The organism is uncultured Nostoc sp. (assembly GCF_937863485.1).
Classification (GTDB): Bacteria; Cyanobacteriota; Cyanobacteriia; order Cyanobacteriales; family Nostocaceae; genus Nostoc.
Genome location: NZ_CALMFY010000120.1, coordinates 1 through 17,849 on the forward strand (window position 1 = coordinate 1; position 17,849 = coordinate 17,849).

Here is a 17,849-nt window from a genome sequence, read left to right on the forward strand (position 1 = left end):
CTACCTTAATGGATTATTGTCGGTTTGAGGTACTTCAAAAACTGAGATGCTCCCGTTGAGATAAACACTGATAAACCGTTGCAAAAATCTATCGCTCTTGCCAAGAATATCCATTAATTTATTCGGTAAAGTCCGAATGGCAGTAAAGTGGGGGTTACTTATTTGAGTATTCACTCAGATACTCAAATGAAGAATAAAAAGCCAGTGATCACCGGAGGCGATCGCTACCAGGTGACTTTCCTGCATGGCAAACAGTCTACACATATTTTCGCAACTGGCGCAAAAACGGGACATGGTTGAAAATTCACGATAGTCTGCGAGAGTGGACAAGAATTGATATTGAACGCCATCCGAGTCCGTCGGAAGCGATCATTGACCTGCATAGCGTTAAGAGTGCGGCGATGCTAAATCAATCGGTGGGCTTTGATGCAGGCAAGAAAATCGAGCGGAACATCTTCGATGGCTGGATGGACGAGCGGTTTCATCTGGTCTGCTTCCAATAGTAATGGTCCCCGTCTGGGCGGGTTTAGGGATTCGCCGTCCGTGTTGTTCATAGTTTCCGAACTTGAGATATACTCCGTATGAGTCGGTTCATCTGAAGATCAGTTTAGCGCTCATGGATGTTGCCACGATTACGAAAGGGACGGTTATGGGAAAGCTTGATGGCAAGGTTGCGGTGATTACGGGTGGAACAAGCGGAATGGCGCTGGCCACTGCCAAGTTGTTTGTTGAAGAAGGTGCCTATGTGTTCATCACGGGAAGGCGCCAAGAAAAGGTCGATGAAGCTGTCGACCTAATCGGACGGAACGTGACCGGCGTGCAGGGAGATGCGGCCAACCTGGACGACTTGGATCGCTTGTTCGATCAGGTCAAGCGGGAGAAGGGGAGGATCGACGTGCTGTTCGCGAGCGCCGGTTCGGGGGAGTCCGCCAAGCTTGGCGACATTACGGAAGAGCACTTCGATGCGGTCTTCGGTTTGAACACGCGTGGCACGCTTTTCGCTGTGCAGAAAGCGTTGCCGCTGTTCAACGATGGTGGGTCGATACTCATGACCGGCTCGATCGCTTCAGTTAAGGGCTTTCCTACTTTCGGGGTGTATTCCGCGAGCAAGGCTGCGCTACGCTCATTCGCCCGCACATGGCTGAACGAGCTGAAGGACAGGAGGATTCGGGTAAACGTGCTAAGTCCGGGACAGATCCAAACACCGATTCAGGAGCAGTTGTTCGACGCGGAGACGATACGGCAGTTTGAATCTTTGATCCCGCGGGGAAAGATGGGTCGCCCTGAGGAGATTGCGACGGTGGCGCTGTTTCTTGCTTCAGACGACTCGAGTTTCGTGAATGGGGTGGAGTTGTCAGTCGACGGCGGCACGTCGGCCATCTGAATCGGTCAGCGAGAGAGCGACGAAAGGAGCCCGTGTGGACGACCCTCGCTCTTGACGCAAGAGTCCTACGCGGAAACAAGGGCTACGGAGAAGCGGTACATCTCTCCCCGGATTTCTCACTTGTGAGAAAAAACACTTGGATGAGCAAAATTTAGGGTAATTTAATTTGGATTATGTGCGTAGGCGTAGCCCATTGTTCGCGTAGCGTCTCGCAGAGAAGATATCGTAAATGCAGCTGTTTTTTAGACCAAGCGGCTGTACTATTAGCATGAGAATATTCTGGGAGTAAATTCCATGCAAAGCAGCCTGACAGCAAGTATTTTGAGTTACTTAAAATTACTAGACCCAACTGTAAATCGCTGTAGAATGGAAAAACGGCAAAAGGGTTGGTGGCCAAAGAGGTCTAAATCTTTATCAGCCATTGAAATACTCTTGTTCTCCACTACGCCTCTGCTTATTGCCTCAACGGCTGTAGTATCAATAGCAGCACCACAAAAAATTGCCCAAGTAAATCCTGGAGATAGCATCAACCGCCCTATCCTTAAAGTTGGTAGCCAAGGCGAACGTGTATCTGAACTTCAGGCAGCTCTAAAACTTTTGGGTTTTTATTCTGGTGCAGTAGATGGTACATATAGTGAGAATACCGCCAGTGCTGTTTCCCGGTTTAAACAAGCAGCTGGCTTGAATCCAGATGGTGTTGTTGATGCCAGCACTTGGCAACGACTTTTCCCTAAGGAACCGGTAGTAGCATCAACCGTTCCTTCATCCCAGCCAAGATTTAACTCAGCGACAAATTTTCCTGTTCCAACCCAGGCTAGCAACCTCACCAACGTTGCAAATCCTAGTCCCAATCCCCCAAGACCAACTGTAACACAAGTTGCGACTAGCCCTACAAGACCTACTACCCCAAGAAAAGCTGCAACACAACCTGTGACCAACCCTGAGCCAAGACCTGCTACCCCAAGAAAAGCTACAACTTCAAGCACACAGAAAACGCCGAATCGCACGACATCAACTACTCGAACTCAGTCAAACACAACTACTAACCGAACCCCTGGTATTCAATATACCTCAGAAGGATTGCCAATTTTGCGTATAGGGTTACGTGGTTCTGAAGTTGTTAAGTTACAACAACAATTGAAAAAGCTTGGTTTTTTGAAAGGCGATGCCGATGGAGACTTTGGCGTGACAACCGAAGTAGCTGTGAAAGCAGCACAAAAGCGCTATGGATTAGAAGCTGACGGTGTAGTTGGTGGCTCTACGTGGGAGGTTCTTTTGCGGCGTTAACCGTATTAAGGAGCATATGCCAGTGTCTCTTTTGCCTGTAATCTAAAGGCGTGAGCAAGATGCTTTGAAGTTCTGATAACTTCTATCTCCAAAATACAGAGGTTTTCAACTTCGAGAAACCTCTGTAAGGGTTTTGCGCTTGACAGCATTTATGATGAATTTTAGGACTTACGTATTGACAAGAAAGACCAAACATGAATTATTTGAAAAACCATATCTGTTGTAGGGGTAAAGCGCATTGCTCATTGATGTCAACTTAAGGTAAAAGCCTGCCTAGAAGAAGCTTTTAGAGATTATCTTCTCAAGAGTCTCCGATTGGGAATGCCTAATGGAGGCTGCCGCCTCAAGACTTGTGGCTTTGCCGCAATGAGGAGCATTTCCAGCCAGAGGCTATAAACGAGATTTTAAAGAAGTTTTAGCTTAAGTTGACATGCATGAGCAATGCGCTTTACCCCTACAGCACGGGTCTATTTACCATCAAAGAATGATTAATAAACCTCATCTATGTTGAGAACCGTAGTTTTTGCCCTCACCCTAAATCCCTCTCCCAAGTAGGGAGAGGGACTTATTTCCGGCTCCCCTTCTCCCAATATTGGGAGAAGGGGCTGGGGAATGAGGGTTTTTTCTTTTCATACGGAAAGAACTACAGTTTTCAAGGTGGACGCGATTTAAAAGCCTGAAACGACCTATTTTGGTAAATCCATACCATGATTAATTTGTACAGTGCCTAAGTCCTAAATTTCATGCGGTACATCCTGCAATACGATAAAGATATACCGATTAGAAGTATCTCTCTATGCCAGCACTGAAAAATTACATTGCTTTTTGGCTGACAAAAAATGATGGCAACTTTAGGATTCAAGCACAACGACATCTGATAGTGTTAGAAATTACAACTGGCAACAGTGAAACTAATTAAACTTACTGGCTAATTCTTCTAAAAAAAACTTATGCAACACTTTTTATTAACTTGGCTCGGTACTGCGGTGGCGTTATTTCTTACTGCTAATATCGTTCCGGGATTCTTTATCAAGAATTTTGTGGTTGCCTTGGTTGCTGCCCTTGTTATTGGTCTGGTTAATGCATTTATTAGACCAATTTTGCAGATTTTGACGTTTCCGATTACCTTACTTACCTTTGGTTTATTTACATTGGTAATCAACGCTTTAACCCTTTGGTTGGCAAGTACCTTAACTCCTGGTTCTGGTTTTGAAATTCAGGGCTTTTTACCTGCTTTGTTAGGTTCAATTGTGCTAGCTATTGTTTCTAGCATAATTAACTATTTGTTGAGAGTTGTTGACTAACGTTCAACGAACCTCTCCCTGATTTTACTATGCAAAACCTGTCTCTCTCGCCCGTCCCAGAGCGACAGATTTGAACTTTAGTTAAAGGTAGGGAGAGGTCTTTTTATTCGACTAATTAGGCGAACATTATATGACCCGTCGAACTCACGTTAACTAGAAAAATTAGTGAAGTTTTTTAATACTCATATTTGAGGCTTGGGCAACGGCTATCGTTACCGCTCCTGGTTGCCCTTGTAGCTGCAAAATTCGTTTAGGAATTAAGAACCTCACTCCCAATGATTCTGTGCTGGTAAAAGGGCAAGCAGTCAACAACGGCGTTTGAGTAGCTGCAAGAATAGCAGCTGCCTCTGCTACGCTAGGTGTACCTACTTTGTGGTCGGTAATTGTGGCAGGGTTGGGGACACAGACAGAGCGAAGGATTTCCGCAGAAAAGGTTTTTAGGGGCAAATTGCGTAGGCGACAAAGTTGTACTAAACCAACTTCCAAGGCTTTAGTGTCAATAGTAGCAATTCCTGCGATCGCACTTTGAAAAAGTTGATTTTCTTGAAAGACTTGCTCAATTGCCCGATCAATCAATTGCCATGAGGTTCCCCGTTTACAACCGATTCCTACCCAGAAAATCTGTTGCACTTGGTCTATTTTCTCATTCAGTTCGTCAGGATTCGACATACTTGGATTTACTCTAACAGCCAACCGAATAAATTTCCTACTGTCAGCCTCAACTCACCTGCAAAATCTGGCACAGGGAGTAAAGCTTCTAGTTCATCCAACATAATTGGCTGTTGATTGCGGATGTACACAAATACCGTTTGTTCTTCTGGATCAATCAGCCAACCCATTTGTGTTTCATAATTCAGGCAATGTAAAATATTTTTTGTAACTTTCGTTTGTCTTTGGTCAGGCGATAAGATCTCAATTGTCCAATCAGGAGCTGCTTGGAATACATTGGCAACTTGACCATTCTCATCACGGGGAATTCTTTGCCAAGTAAACACAGAAACATCTGGCACTATTGACCTTCCACCAAAAGTACACCGCAGTTCTGGAAAAGCACGAGCAATTCGCTTGGGCTTGACTGTTAAGTTGACAGTGCTAACCATTTCACCTTGAATTATACTGTGCTTTCCCTGTGGCATAGGTTTTTGAATAATTTGACCATCGATGTATTCACTAGCGGGCTTCGTTTCTGGTAACATTAGAAACTCTGCCAAAGTTATGTTTTTTGATGGTGTCCGTACCATTTGCGATCGCCTCCAAGTCCAGCAATTCTAATTAACAAACCGCCAAAACGCAAAGTACACAAAGAAGAAATCAGCTTAACTCTTACTCTGCGTACCTTTGCGTTAAAAAATATCATCTAGATGATTTTTACATCCTCTCCAATACCTGAATTCCCAACAAAGATAATCCCAACTTCAGGGTTCTAGCAGTCAAATCACACAGAATCAACCGGGATGTTCGCTGCGGTTCCTCCGCTTGTAGTATGGGACAGCGATCGTAGAACTGGTTAAACTTCTGGCTTAGTTCAAACAAATACTGGCACAAACGATTGGGTAATAATTCTACCTCTACAGAGCTAAGAACATCATCCAACTGCAACAAGTGCTTAGATAATACTAATTCAGTTTCTTCTTCTAATACCAGATTGACATTATGCTCATTTGTTTGTGATGGGGTAGATTTACCTTTAAAGGTTCGCTTGAAAACCGAAACATTTTTGAGTAATTCTTGGCGTCCCTTTGCAGTCAGCAAGTATTTAGAACTAAACCAGAGGGTATATCCAAATCCAATCATTTCTAGAATAGGCGATAATAATAGAATATCATTAACTGCTTTTAAGATATTCAATGTAACCTTGACAGAAATAATTGCTCCAATAATTATCGCAATGCTAACCAGAGATTTTGGTGTAGCAACAGAATTAAAATCTAGAATTTCACTAGTTCTTATACGAGTGAAGTTAATATCACCCTTACGGCTAATCCCCTGAATCCGCGCATAAACATACAGCATATAGGGCGCCGTATTGCCTTTGAGATCCAGCATTTTGTCGTAGCTGAAAATGTAGTTACTGGTGCGATTTTGGCTTAAGTCTGCATACTTAACTGCACTGATCCCAACTACTCTAGCAACTTCATTAATGAATTCTTCAGTTTCTTGGCGTTTTTCTTCTTGTACTCTGGTTTTTAGGTCAGCATGGGCACGCGAAACAGCTTCATCTAATAAATCCCGCAACCGCACAGTATCCCCAGAACGAGTTTTGAGTTTTTTACCATCTTCCCCTAACACCAACCCAAAAGGCACATGTACTAATTCCACATCATCGGGAATCCATCCGGCTTTGCGTGCAACTTGGAAAACCTGAGCAAAGTGGTTTGCTTGTCCAGCATCTGTTACATAAATTATCCGCTTTGCTTCATCCTGCTGAATTCGGTAGCGTAGGGATGCTAAATCTGTAGTGGCGTAGTTATAACCGCCATCTGATTTCTGCACAATTAAGGGCAAAGGTTCACCTTCTCTATTTGTAAATCCTTCCAGAAAAACGCATTTTGCCCCTTGATTTTCTACCAGTAATCCAGATTTCTCTAAATCTTCCACAACGCCAGATAGTAAGGAGTTGTAGAAAGATTCACCCCGTTCAATTATCTCGACATCCAGCAAGTCATAAATTATTTGAAACTCTCGCCGCGACTGTTCGCACAGCAATTTCCAAGCATGGAGTGTATCCTCTGCACCTGCTTGTAATCTTACAACTTCTTGTCGTGCTGTTTCTTGAAAAGCTGCATCGGCATCAAACCGCTGTTTGGCTTTGCGGTAAAAAGAGACTAAATCACCAATATCTAAAGCATTAGCCGTGGTAAGCGCGTCTGGGTAAACTTCCCGGAGATAGGCGATTAACATTCCAAACTGTGTACCCCAATCACCCACATGATTTAACCGCAAGACATCGTGTCCTTGAAATTCTAAAATCCGGGCGATGGAATCACCAATAATTGTAGAACGTAAGTGTCCAACGTGCATTTCTTTGGCAATGTTTGGACTAGAAAAATCCACAATTTCCCGCTTAGGCGTTTTTGCAGCTGGAACTCCCAACCGGGGATCAGTTTGAATCGCATTGAGTTGGGCTTCTAAATATACCGTTTTCAGTTTTAGATTGATAAATCCTGGCCCAGCGATTTCTGGCGGTTCGCAGATTTCGGATACATCTAGTTTCTCAACGATCGCTTGTGCGATCGCTCTTGGTTGCAGTCCTTTCTTTTTACTCAGGGATAAAGCCACATTCGCCTGATAATCACCAAATTTAGGATTGCTAGCAGAAACCAAAATTGGATCTACTCCAGCGAAGTCAGCGCCAAAAGCCCCAACTATTGCTTGTTCAAGCTGAACTTTTAGTTTTTCTTGTGTAGCGTTCATATATAAATTTTATCTGTGAGAGAGATGATGTAGCTCTGGAAAAGCTTGATTATTCACTTTAGCAATCTGGAGATTGTGAAGAGAGATAAAAAATCAACACGCCGTTTGCAAAAGTATCTTTTTTGACAAAACTGCGTCTAGCTGACCATATTTTGCACTTTCAAGTCTTCATGCGCTACGAAGTCGCTAGACATAAATAATAACCTTGCTGTTTTTACAGCAAAGTTTTAACGCTGGCGACTTACCTTGAAGCGTTTTCGAGCCAATTTATTTCTAAACTATCACAGGCATTGCTAAAAACTCAACTGCCTCAACGGTTTGATTGGGCTGCGCTAAATCTTACAGCAGAATTCAAGTATTTGAACCACATCTGTCGTAGGGGCGCAAGGCCTTGCGCCCCTACCGCGTGGTCTATTTACCTGAAAATAGCTGTAACCGTTGGGACGTTTCATTTTGAGGCGATCGCCTCTCCCTGTTTTGAACTTTAGTTCAAGTCTGTGCCTCTGGGACTCCCAGAGGCACAGGTTTTGCCTAGTAAAACCTCTTAGAGGTCTTTTTATTCGACTATTTAGGCGAACATGATATGACCCGCCAAACTCACGTTAAGACAAGGGAATACAATACTTATCGACTTTGAACTATAGACTCTTGACTAGAATTTTCAGCATCTGCAATTTCTCTTCTGGTATATTTCCAGCCTCTCTGCCAAGCAAGGCACAACTGACGGAAATGATCACCCCGCACCTCAAAATTCGGGTACTGATCGAAACTCGCGCAAGCCGGAGATAGCAACACCACAGGCGCTTGATACTCCTTAGCTAATTCTGCTGCTCTCGGAACTGCCCTTTCCATAGTTTCCACAATATGGTAAGAATAATATCCTACCTCTTGGAGGCGTTGGGCAAATACGGGTGCAGCAGAGCCAATCAATAACACAGCAGCAGCTTTGGAGTGAATTTTTGCTAGCCAGCCAGTATCATCACCTGCTTTGGCTTCTCCACCAGCAATTAAAATCACTGGACTGTTAACGGATGCTAAACCAACTTCCGCAGCATCGTAGTTAGTGGCTTTGCTATCGTTAATGAAATCAATACCTTCCCAAGTGCAGATATGCTCCAAACGATGAGCAACGCCAGGGAATTCTCGAATTGCAAGCGCGATCGCATCACGATTAATTCCCGCTAATCTTGCCGTTGCTACTGCCATCAAGAGATTTTGTTGGTTATGTTCTCCCACCATCCGCAAAGTAGATACTTTCACAATCGGTTCTGGTGCAGAGGTTGCACTCAACTTTTCCACAACCCAGTCGTCTTCGATGTAAAAGCCTTTTTCGCTAATCAGGAAATCTTTTCCTCTCACACTTGTCCAATAGGCATTAGGCCAAGCACTTAAACCTTGCTGCCTCAAGTAGGCATCATCACCATTGAATACTTGCAACTCGGACTGGCGTAATAACTTGGCTTTGATGTTGTAGTAGTTCTCTAAAGTCTGATGGCGACTAAGATGATCCGGCGTGAAAGTCGTCCAAACACCGATACGTGGTGCAAGAGAACTGGAAGATTCTACTTGATAGCTGCTAATTTCCGCAATCACCCAATCAATACAATTTTGGATTTTAGATTTTTGATTTTGGATTGGAGTTTCTGTCCCTGCGCTGCAAGATAGAGCAACTTCACAGGCGGCGTAGCCAATGTTACCGCAGGCGGGCGCATCTAATTCTGCTGCTTGGAAAATGGCAGCAATTAAAGCTGTGGTAGTAGTTTTGCCATTAGTGCCAGTAATTCCTACCCAAGGTAGCGAGCGCAAATTTCGCCAAGCAAGTTCCATTTCCCCAATAGTTTCAATACCTAATTGGCGTGCCTCAATTAATACGGGAATATCCCAAGGCACGCCAGGACTAACAACTATTAATTGGGGTAAATTAGTAGCATTCAATTCTAGGGATTGGCCTAGTTTAACGGTTATTTGCTCGGCAGCGAGTTGTTGTTGTTGTTGTAGGAGGGTTTCGGAGGTGTTGCCATCACTTAGCTCTACCTCCCAACCTTCCCGTTTCAACAATCTTGCCGCAGCAACACCGGACTTTCCTAATCCAATTACAGTAGCTCTAGGCATAGATTGCAGCAGAGTCCCTGGTTAAGCACTCCCTATAGTAGCGTCTATCGGCAAAAATTACACAACTTTTTGTTGACCTACGCTACAGATTTTTAACGATCGCGCCAAAATCAGCTAGAACACGGGCATGATTGCGAACTAGTCCCAGCAGATGTAATCGATTCCGCTTAACTTCTGGATCGGAGTCCATAACTAGAACGCTATCCGGGCCATCAAAGAAGTTACTAACTGTCGGAGCAATTTTTGCTAGTGCTGCTACTAACAGTTGATAATTTCGTGTCTGCTGTGCTGCCCAGGTAAGCGGTACTGATTCGATTAGGGCATCATACAAAGCTCTCTCAGAGGGCTTTTGGAATAGTTCTTCACGAACTACGGCTGTCGGTTCTAGCTGTTTTGTATCCAAATCACCTTGGGCGGCTAATCGTGTGGAACGGTTAACGGTTTCGTAGATGTTATCTAAGGTACTGTCGTTGCGGATTTGTTGTAGATATAAGGCGCGATCGCGTACATCCAATAAATCCTTTAACGTCCGTTCTGTGTATTCTGGGTCATTTTCTCCCAAAACAGCATTTACTAAGTCGTAATCAATTTGCTTTTCTTCTTGTAGTAAAGTGCGGATGCGTTGTAAGAAAAACTCTTGTAAGGCTACGGTTAATGATGCCTGATCTTTATGATATTTAGCTGCAAAATCTGTTGCTATCTGCTCCAATAAATTCTCTAAATTTATCGGCAAATTATAAAACCAAGTAATTTTAACTACAGCATTGGCAGCCCGGCGCAAGGCGAAGGGATCAGACGATCCAGAGGGAATTAAACCTAAACCAAAGATACTCACCAAGGTATCTAATTTATCTGCCAAACCGACAATTTGACCTGTGAGTCTTTCGGGTAAAATATCACCGGCTCCCGTTGGCAAATAATGTTGAAAAATTGCCTTTGCTACTTCGGCATCTTCACCACTGGCTAAGGCATATTTTTCTCCCATTATCCCTTGTAATTCCGGGAATTCATACACCATTTGGGTAACCAAATCGGCTTTACATAATAAAGCAGCACGTTGGATTCTTTGGCTTTGGTCTTCTTCTAATTTTAATTGGCTGGTTATTCGCTCGGCAATCTTGACTACTCTATCTACCTTGGCACGCACCGAACCCAATTCTTCTTGAAAAGTGACTTTTTCTAACTGGGGTAAAAAGCTTTCTAACGGCTTAGTTAAATCAGCTTCGTAGAAAAACCTTCCATCAGCTAATCTGGCACGAATTACCCTTTCATTACCGACGGCAACAATATCTGATTTTTGGGGATCACCGTTAGAAATGGTGATGAAATTAGGCAATAATTCTTGCTCAAAACTACCTGGTTTGAATACAGGAAAATAACGCTGATGAGTAACCATAACTTCAGTAACTACCTCAGTCGGTAATTCCAAAAATTCTGATTCAAATTTTCCAACAACTGCGGAAGGATGTTCTACAAGGTTGGTTACTTCTTCTAATAAATCGGGGTAAATTACTGTATACCCGCCTAAATTCTGTACTACTGCCTCTACTTGCTCTCTAATAACATTTGCTCGTTCTTCTGAGTCAACGGTGACATAGGCAGATTTGAGGGTGGTAACATAATCAGTCGCTTGGGCAATTGTCACAGGTTCAGGATGCAAGACACGATGACCTTGAGAAATGCGATCGCTCTGAATCGTTTTAGAACCATTCACTAATTCTAGAGGCAGCACCGTCTCATCTAACAAAGCTACTAACCAGCGAATTGGTCGGGAAAACCTCGCATCCCCATTCCCCCAACGCATCAACCGCTTACCTTCCAAACCCCAAATCCACTGCGGTACAAGTTCTGTCAAAATTTCCGCCACAGGACGGCCGGGAATTCTTTTTTGCACAAAGACAAATTCCCCTTTGTCAGTTGGGCGAACAAACAGCGCATCCAGTTCCACACCTTGCTTTTTGGCAAAGCCTGCTGCTGCTGCTGTTGGTTGACCATCTTTAAAGGCGGCTTGGGCGGGGGGCCCTTTAATTTCTTCTTCTCGGTCTGGTTGCTGAGATGGTAGACCTTTAATCAATACCGCCAGACGGCGGGGAGTACCGTACACCTGGACACTTTCGCCCTTGAGGCTGTTTGCTTGTAGGCTTTGGGGAATGCGCTCCCGCCATTGCACTAAAGCATCACTGACAAAACTTGCAGGTAGTTCTTCTGTACCAACTTCTAATAGAAACCCAGGCATAGGACACTGTTTTCAACTTTGCGTAGCTCAACTTTATCAGTTATTATCAAGCGATCGCTCGTGATTTTTACGGTAACTAGAGTTTGGATGCTTCTTGTGAATCTATAACTATGTATCATCTTTGCTAAACATCCAGAAATAACCGTAAACAGTTGACCAAGCTGGAAAATCATTTATAAACTTTGCTACATACATAAAAATGGATAAAGTCGAGCTTAGGTTTGTTAGATAGACTTGGCATTTTCTCCAAAACTTCACAAAAAAGTATTTCTTTTCATTAATTTATTACATTTACTACCGTATTTTCATGCTGTATTTACTTATACATATTTGTATCGTAAATTTAGTGTTGTTTATAGATTGATATCTGTATGGTGTCAATGAACTTTGGAGTTATGACCATGAAAAAGATTTTTGCCAAAATGGCTACGATCACAGCAACTAGTGCTGCTCTTAGTATTGCTGTCGCTACTGCTGCTAACAACCCGGCTCAAGCTGTTGAATTCAAGTTTAACTGGCAAGGTGATGTTGCGATGCATCGCAGTTTTTTTCTCCACTAACAGCTTCAAATATGAAGCTACGCAGGATGCTAGTGTTGAAAAGTTAGTGCTTTTGAACTACTCCAAAAAGTGAGATGCTGACTAATGAATCCAATACTGATGACTTGGTTAAAAATACTTCATGTGCCACTTTACAAGCTGGAATGTGGGTTTCATGCACGAGATTAAATATAATGCTACAATCCCCTAAGTGTAAATTTAAGCATTAGATTCACTTTTAACAAAACAAAATTCAGGAGTCATTAGCTAGAATTATCCAATTTAATTCTGTGTGACTGGCAGATAGCGCAGCGTAAAGCCTGCGGCATGGCAACTCTTAGAGAGGCTGCGCCAACGCTTAGAGCGAGTCCGCGAGCGTCTGAATAAAGGGTTTTAAGTCCCTTACCAAATTTAAAATTTGGTGTCTACAATTAGCGCCAAGTTAGAGCGGAGGCTTCCTCCGTAGACGCTTTGCGGCTTGCCGCAGGCATCTAAACTTTGTAAGAAAGTGGTGGGTCTGAATCCCTCACTATATTGATTCTGTATTCTGTATTCTTCTTCTAATTAGTGAAAACTTATCATGCGTATGGTAAGAAACTTAAATCAGTCAACAATTATCAGTGAACACTGCTAATTGATAACTAATAACTAATAATTGATAACTCTTAAAATTCACCATAAAAAGTTTTAAACAGTCTTGATTGCAATTGTGATTTCAAAAATCATAACCTGCTCATAACCGAAATTAAGTAATAAAAGTAGCAGCGCCTACTGAAATTAGCAATAAATCCGCTCATCTCAGGCTGTCTTCACGAAATTCACAAATAGCTCATGCACATTCTGATCTATTCCTACAATTATCATCCAGAGCCGATTGGAATTGCTCCCTTAATGACTGAATTGGCAGAAGGACTAGTAAAGCGAGGTCACCAAGTGCGGGTGATTACCGGAATGCCCAACTATCCTCAGCGCGAAATTTACGATGAGTATCGGGGTAAATGGTACGTTACTGAACAAAAAAATGGTGTCACCATTGAACGAAGTTACCTCCGAATTAAGTCTAAACCTAACCTCGTAGATCGGCTGTTACTGGAGTTGAGCTTTGTTTTTACGAGCTTACCCCAAGCCTTTAAAGGTGGACGCCCCGATGTGATTATCTTAACAGTTCCGCCTCTACTAGCTACGTTACCAGCAACAATATTTGGTTGGTTATACGACTGCCCCGTAGTTCTGAATGTGCAAGATATTCTACCAGAAGCTGCCGTGCGTATTGGGCTATTAAAAAATAAGTGGATGATCCGAACTCTTGCAGCCCTAGAAAAATTTGCATATCGGACTGCACACACTATTAGTGTCATCGCCGATGGGTTTCGTGAGAATTTAGTGAATAAAGGAGTACCAGTTAATAAAATCGTTTGTATTCCCAATTGGGTGAATGTAAATTTCATCCGCCCTTTAGCGAAAGAGAACAACTCCTGGATATCTAGCCATCAACTGGATGGTAAATTCGTAGTCCTTTATTCGGGCAATATTGCTCTAACGCAAGGTTTAGAAACAGTAATAGAAGCAGCACTTTGCTTACGTCATATCAAGGATATTGTCTTTGTCATCGTTGGCGAATCAATAGCATTGCAAAGGTTGCAGGAATATTGTTTATTAAATGGAGCAGATAATGTTTTGCTGCTACCGTTGCAGTCGCGAGAAAAACTACCCGAAATGCTAGCAGCATCTGATGTAGGGCTGATTGTGCAAAAGCGCAATGTGATTTCGTTCAATATGCCTTCAAAAATACCACTACTGCTGGCGAGTGGTCGGCCGATTGTGGGTTCAGTTCCTGCCACTGGTACTGCTGCTAAAGCAATCCAACTCAGTGGTGGTGGGATAATTGTTGAGCCAGAATCACCCGATGCAATGGCTGCTGCGGTGCATGATTTATATGCTAATCCTGCTCTAGGGGCGAGGCTAGGTCACACAGGAAGACAATTTGCCGAAGAAAACTATTCCTTGGAGCAAGCACTTGATCGGTATGAGTGGCTCTTTTCTCATATTCTTGCTAACCGAAAATCAACTGTGGGGATCTTGCCGAAATTGGATTCTAAAAAATCAGTTGTGGATGGTTGAAGGGCGTGGGGCATTGCTGGCTCGGCTACACATACAAAACCCTAATTAGGGAAAATTAAATCACCCATTTGGGTGAGTTAAAAATCAACCGATCGGGTGACCTAAGTGTAGGAAGTTAAAATTAGTCAAAAAGAGGAATCTATATTAGAGAACACTGATCGCACTTCTTTCTTGGTGAGGATAACTCGATGAAACTCGTAAACTTGCTTAATAAAGCTGGATTAATCAGCGTAGGCGTAGCCCGTCGTACCCTTACGGGGATCTTGCTATGCGTAGCGTCTTGTAGAGTTGACATCGCTCCCTACCCTTATCTTTCCTAAGATCAGTATTCACTACAACTTAAGAGCGATAAACTCATTTGTACCTTATACCAATATTTTCCCCTATGTGGTTATAATGCAAGCAAGTGCTTGCAAACTGCTCATGGCAAACTTAGCATCAAGGACGGCACAAACTCATGCACACTTGATAAAGTCAGCAACTAAGTGTTTGCAACAGCAGGTTTAATCAAAGCCACAGCGCGAGAAATTGCTCGTGTTGCTGCGGTCTAATCAGGTAACTTGATATCGTCATTTTTAGAACAAAGAGCAACTACTAGCTGCTGTGATTACCGAAGCGATCGCTTTACAGTCCTTGAAGGAGACAGGAGGTTCTATTAATTTGCCTCAAACAAGATGAACCGGACATTGAACGGTGCTTTCTCTCGGAGCTAAAGACAGGGTTTATACTGCCTAAAATAGTTTGAAAAATCATCCGTATAAATAAATTATCGGAGTTAGGAAATGTACAAATTAATTAGAATGTACTGAACGATATTTGTTAGTTTTAGGTGCTAGACATCGTAAGCGATCGCCAAATACCCAAATATATATTTGTCCCCAACATCAAAAAAAAGAGCTAAAAACTATTTAAACAATGCTTTTTTAGCAAAAAGTAGATTGCCCAAGTCTAAATCCACAAGAGAAGAAACCGAAGATGCCCCATTCTGAGTTCCCTGAGTCCCCCCTTCCCGTTGAAATAGAACAGCCTGCTGTTACTGATTCTAGTCAAGAGTTGCGACCATTGCCAGAGCGATCGCCTAAGCCACCTCGAAAGCGGCCTTGGCCTCTAATCTTGGGAATTATCCTGTTAATTGCAGGTGTTGGTTTTGGTTGGCGCTGGTGGCAAGCTCGTAATGCTAGTAATGCAGCAGAGGGTGCTGGAGCAGCTCCTCAACCGGCAGTTCCCGTTAAGCTAGCAACAGTGGAAACTGAAACTGTGCAGGACAGTTCGGAGTTTATTGGCTCTTTAGAGGCACCACTTTCTGTACCAATCAAACCACAGATTGGAGGGCGAATTAGCCAGATTTTTATCAAAGAGGGCAACCGTGTTCAACAAGGGCAAGTAATTATTAGCCAAGAAATTGATGATGCCCTAGCCATGCTACGACAAAAACAAGCAGCACTACAACAAGCACAGGCGAATCTTGCCGAACTCAAAGCAGGGACTCGAACAGAAGTAGTTTCCCAAGCCAAAGCCCAGCTAGATCAGGCCCAAGCAAAATATCAAGATGCCGTATCTGGATCGCTACCACAGCAAATTCAGCAGGCTGAAGCTCAAGTTAATTCCGCCAAATCCGATCAAGTACTAGCACAAGCACGAGCAAAGCGATACGAAGAATTAACAAAACAAGGGGCAACTTCCCAGGATACCCTAGATGAATACGTCAAAAACAAAGCTAGTGCTGAAGCAGCGGTGGTTGCAGCCCAGAAAAACTTAGAGCAACTCCGCAAAAACAGAACTGCTAATATCCAGCAGCTAGGTGCTGCCTTAGAACAACAGAAACAATTCTATAAGCAACAGTTGAACGGCAACCGCCCAGAAGATATTGCTCAAGGGCGATCGCAAGTAAACCAAGCAGCGGCTGAAGTGCAGTCGGCTCAAGTCCAAGTGCAATACACAAAAGTCCTAGCTCCTTTCACAGGTATTGTTGGTAATATCCCAGTCAAGCCAGGACAGTATGTAGGACAAGGGGATCAACTCACCACATTGACCAAAAACGACTCTTTAGACCTGAATATATCCATTCCGCTAAATCAAGCCAAAAAGTTGCGCTTGGGTTTACCTGTGCAAATGCTGAACGCCCAAGGCCAACCCACAGCAACGGGTAGGATCAGTTTTATTTCTCCAAATGCTAGTTTAGATTCGCAGACAGTTTTGGTGAAAGCCAACTTTGGCAATTTGAGAAATCGACTGCTTAATTTTCAGTCAGTGCAAACCAGAGTGATCTGGAACAAACGTCCAGGAATTTTAATTCCAGTTACAGCAGTATCTCGCTTGGGTGGGGAGACTTTTGTATTTGTGGCTCAAGCGCCAGAACAAAAGCCCAAAACTGAAGCATCGGCACAAAAGCCTAAAGCTGAAGCAGCATCTTTAGTCGCTCACCAAAAGCCCGTGAAATTGGGAGTTATTGAAGGGAATAATTATCAAGTTATCCAAGGACTAAAAGCTGGGGACAAAATTGTTGTTTCCGGTATTCTCAGCCTAACCAATGACGCTCCCATCAAGCCTGCACCGCAAGAAGTGGGTAGTCGGAGTTTTTAATATTTGTCCCAATCGATAACTACGTAATGCTCAATTTCTATCTACCCATTTTCTAATCATGTTTACGATCAACTTGATTTAGTAAGTAGCTGGGCGAAATTAAATATAAAATGTCATTGCGTTGGCGTAAGCGTTTTGTAACCGAAGGCAGTGGAGTGTACCCTTACGGGGATCTTGCTACGCATAGCGTCTTGTAGAGTTGCAATCTCAATCTTTGCGATCGCAACTTTTGGAAACCAAGGCGCGAACACTTCGTACTCTTCTCCTGGCTAAGACCAAGGTCAATGGGTTATCCTTTGGAGTACGCAATGACAAACTATCTTAATTTTGAAAAATTCACATCTTTAAAGGGGAAAGCGTGAACAGTCATGAAAATCGCTATTGGCAGTGATGAACGTACCAACCTTACCGATAGGATAGTGGAAGAACTTAAGCAGCGTGGGCATGAAGTTATACCCTTCGGTTCCCTAACGGAGAATGATCCTGAAGTTGATTGGCCTCTCAGCTGTAGTAAAGTTGCTTTGGCAGTGGCAACCCAGAAAGCAGATGAAGGGATTGTCTTTTGTTGGACTGGTACAGGTGCATCTATTGCCGCTAACAAAGTTTCAGGGATACGTGCAGCTTTGTGTCATGATGCCGAGACGGCACGCGGGGCCCGCATCTGGAATCATGCGAATGTCCTTGTACTAAGTTTACGTGCTACTACAGAAGCGATCGCTAAAGAAATATTAGATGTCTGGTTTAGCACACCCTATTCTGAAGATGAGTGGAACCTCCTGCAAATGGAGCGGATTAGACAGTTAGAGAAAAGTGCAAGGGAGCATCCCAATTGTGCAAAAAGAGGGGGAGAAGCCAAAAATATTCGCGAG

The 17,849-nt window shown here is 43.3% G+C and carries 14 protein-coding genes and 2 pseudogenes; 9 read left to right on the top strand and 7 right to left on the bottom strand.

Annotated features, from left to right (window positions below; translation table 11 throughout):
• Positions 1 to 174, bottom strand: coding sequence for a hypothetical protein (locus tag Q0541_RS16335; RefSeq protein ID WP_298911926.1), 174 nt, complete (start codon positions 172 to 174; stop codon positions 1 to 3).
• Positions 175 to 212: 38 nt separating this feature from the next.
• On the opposite strand from Q0541_RS16335, the pseudogene Q0541_RS16340 reads away from it, so the two are divergent.
• The 5 genes and pseudogenes from Q0541_RS16340 to Q0541_RS16360 all read left to right on the top strand — a co-directional run.
• Positions 213 to 428: pseudogene (locus Q0541_RS16340) on the top strand (transposase); the annotation flags it as partial.
• A 221-nt stretch (positions 429 to 649) separates the two neighbouring features.
• The gene (locus tag Q0541_RS16345) at positions 650 to 1,384 is read left to right on the top strand and encodes an SDR family oxidoreductase (protein WP_298911929.1); all 735 of its coding nucleotides are present in this window, start codon (positions 650 to 652) and stop codon (positions 1,382 to 1,384) included.
• A gap of 294 nt (positions 1,385 to 1,678) precedes the next feature.
• The gene (locus tag Q0541_RS16350; protein ID WP_298911932.1) at positions 1,679 to 2,671 is read left to right on the top strand and encodes a peptidoglycan-binding protein; all 993 of its coding nucleotides are present in this window, start codon (positions 1,679 to 1,681) and stop codon (positions 2,669 to 2,671) included.
• Positions 2,672 to 3,467: 796 nt separating this feature from the next.
• Positions 3,468 to 3,590 (top strand): hypothetical protein, encoded by a 123-nt coding sequence (locus Q0541_RS16355; RefSeq protein ID WP_298911934.1) that lies wholly within the window; start codon positions 3,468 to 3,470, stop codon positions 3,588 to 3,590.
• 31 nt (positions 3,591 to 3,621) lie between these two features.
• A complete protein-coding gene (locus Q0541_RS16360) occupies positions 3,622 to 3,975 on the top strand; it encodes a phage holin family protein (protein WP_298911937.1) in 354 nt (117 codons plus the stop codon).
• A gap of 162 nt (positions 3,976 to 4,137) precedes the next feature.
• Here Q0541_RS16360 and Q0541_RS16365 read toward each other — a convergent pair whose 3' ends face one another.
• The 6 genes and pseudogenes from Q0541_RS16365 to glyS all read right to left on the bottom strand — a co-directional run bounded on the left by Q0541_RS16365 (position 4,138) and on the right by glyS (position 11,737).
• Positions 4,138 to 4,644, bottom strand: a complete 507-nt coding sequence (locus Q0541_RS16365; protein WP_298911940.1) for a cobalamin biosynthesis protein — start codon at positions 4,642 to 4,644, stop codon at positions 4,138 to 4,140.
• Positions 4,645 to 4,652: 8 nt separating this feature from the next.
• Positions 4,653 to 5,216 (bottom strand): Uma2 family endonuclease, encoded by a 564-nt coding sequence (locus Q0541_RS16370; RefSeq protein WP_298911943.1) that lies wholly within the window; start codon positions 5,214 to 5,216, stop codon positions 4,653 to 4,655.
• Positions 5,217 to 5,343: 127 nt separating this feature from the next.
• Positions 5,344 to 7,389 carry an arginine--tRNA ligase gene (gene argS / locus Q0541_RS16375; protein ID WP_298911946.1) on the bottom strand — a complete coding sequence of 682 codons (2,046 nt, stop codon included), beginning with the start codon at positions 7,387 to 7,389 and terminating at the stop codon, positions 5,344 to 5,346.
• Positions 7,390 to 7,532: 143 nt separating this feature from the next.
• Positions 7,533 to 7,667, bottom strand: a pseudogene (locus tag Q0541_RS16380) (RNA-guided endonuclease TnpB family protein); the annotation flags it as partial.
• Between the two features lie 346 nt (positions 7,668 to 8,013).
• Positions 8,014 to 9,501 carry a UDP-N-acetylmuramoyl-L-alanine--D-glutamate ligase gene (murD, locus tag Q0541_RS16385; RefSeq protein ID WP_298911950.1) on the bottom strand — a complete coding sequence of 496 codons (1,488 nt, stop codon included), beginning with the start codon at positions 9,499 to 9,501 and terminating at the stop codon, positions 8,014 to 8,016.
• Between the two features lie 82 nt (positions 9,502 to 9,583).
• Positions 9,584 to 11,737, bottom strand: coding sequence for a glycine--tRNA ligase subunit beta (gene glyS, locus Q0541_RS16390; RefSeq protein WP_298911954.1), 2,154 nt, complete (start codon positions 11,735 to 11,737; stop codon positions 9,584 to 9,586).
• 401 nt (positions 11,738 to 12,138) lie between these two features.
• Here glyS and Q0541_RS16395 point away from each other — a divergent pair, with 401 nt between their 5' ends.
• From Q0541_RS16395 to Q0541_RS16410, 4 genes are all read left to right on the top strand, one after another.
• Positions 12,139 to 12,297, top strand: coding sequence for a hypothetical protein (locus Q0541_RS16395; protein WP_298911957.1), 159 nt, complete (start codon positions 12,139 to 12,141; stop codon positions 12,295 to 12,297).
• 810 nt (positions 12,298 to 13,107) lie between these two features.
• On the top strand, positions 13,108 to 14,397 hold the full coding sequence (locus tag Q0541_RS16400) for a glycosyltransferase family 4 protein (RefSeq protein ID WP_298911959.1): 1,290 nt from the start codon (positions 13,108 to 13,110) through the stop codon (positions 14,395 to 14,397).
• 975 nt (positions 14,398 to 15,372) lie between these two features.
• Positions 15,373 to 16,980 carry an efflux RND transporter periplasmic adaptor subunit gene (locus Q0541_RS16405; protein ID WP_298911962.1) on the top strand — a complete coding sequence of 536 codons (1,608 nt, stop codon included), beginning with the start codon at positions 15,373 to 15,375 and terminating at the stop codon, positions 16,978 to 16,980.
• A gap of 368 nt (positions 16,981 to 17,348) precedes the next feature.
• Positions 17,349 to 17,849 (top strand): RpiB/LacA/LacB family sugar-phosphate isomerase (locus Q0541_RS16410; protein ID WP_298911965.1); only part of this gene is annotated, 501 nt, incomplete at its 3' end.

Coding starts and splice junctions, on each gene's coding strand:
- Q0541_RS16345 (WP_298911929.1), top strand. CDS start 650: ATGGGAAAGCTTGATGGCAAGGTTGCGGTGATTACGGGTGGAACAAGC.
- Q0541_RS16350 (WP_298911932.1), top strand. CDS start 1,679: ATGCAAAGCAGCCTGACAGCAAGTATTTTGAGTTACTTAAAATTACTA.
- Q0541_RS16355 (WP_298911934.1), top strand. CDS start 3,468: ATGCCAGCACTGAAAAATTACATTGCTTTTTGGCTGACAAAAAATGAT.
- Q0541_RS16360 (WP_298911937.1), top strand. CDS start 3,622: ATGCAACACTTTTTATTAACTTGGCTCGGTACTGCGGTGGCGTTATTT.
- Q0541_RS16365 (WP_298911940.1), bottom strand. CDS start 4,644: ATGTCGAATCCTGACGAACTGAATGAGAAAATAGACCAAGTGCAACAG.
- Q0541_RS16370 (WP_298911943.1), bottom strand. CDS start 5,216: ATGGTACGGACACCATCAAAAAACATAACTTTGGCAGAGTTTCTAATG.
- argS (WP_298911946.1), bottom strand. CDS start 7,389: ATGAACGCTACACAAGAAAAACTAAAAGTTCAGCTTGAACAAGCAATA.
- murD (WP_298911950.1), bottom strand. CDS start 9,501: ATGCCTAGAGCTACTGTAATTGGATTAGGAAAGTCCGGTGTTGCTGCG.
- glyS (WP_298911954.1), bottom strand. CDS start 11,737: ATGCCTGGGTTTCTATTAGAAGTTGGTACAGAAGAACTACCTGCAAGT.
- Q0541_RS16395 (WP_298911957.1), top strand. CDS start 12,139: ATGAAAAAGATTTTTGCCAAAATGGCTACGATCACAGCAACTAGTGCT.
- Q0541_RS16400 (WP_298911959.1), top strand. CDS start 13,108: ATGCACATTCTGATCTATTCCTACAATTATCATCCAGAGCCGATTGGA.
- Q0541_RS16405 (WP_298911962.1), top strand. CDS start 15,373: ATGCCCCATTCTGAGTTCCCTGAGTCCCCCCTTCCCGTTGAAATAGAA.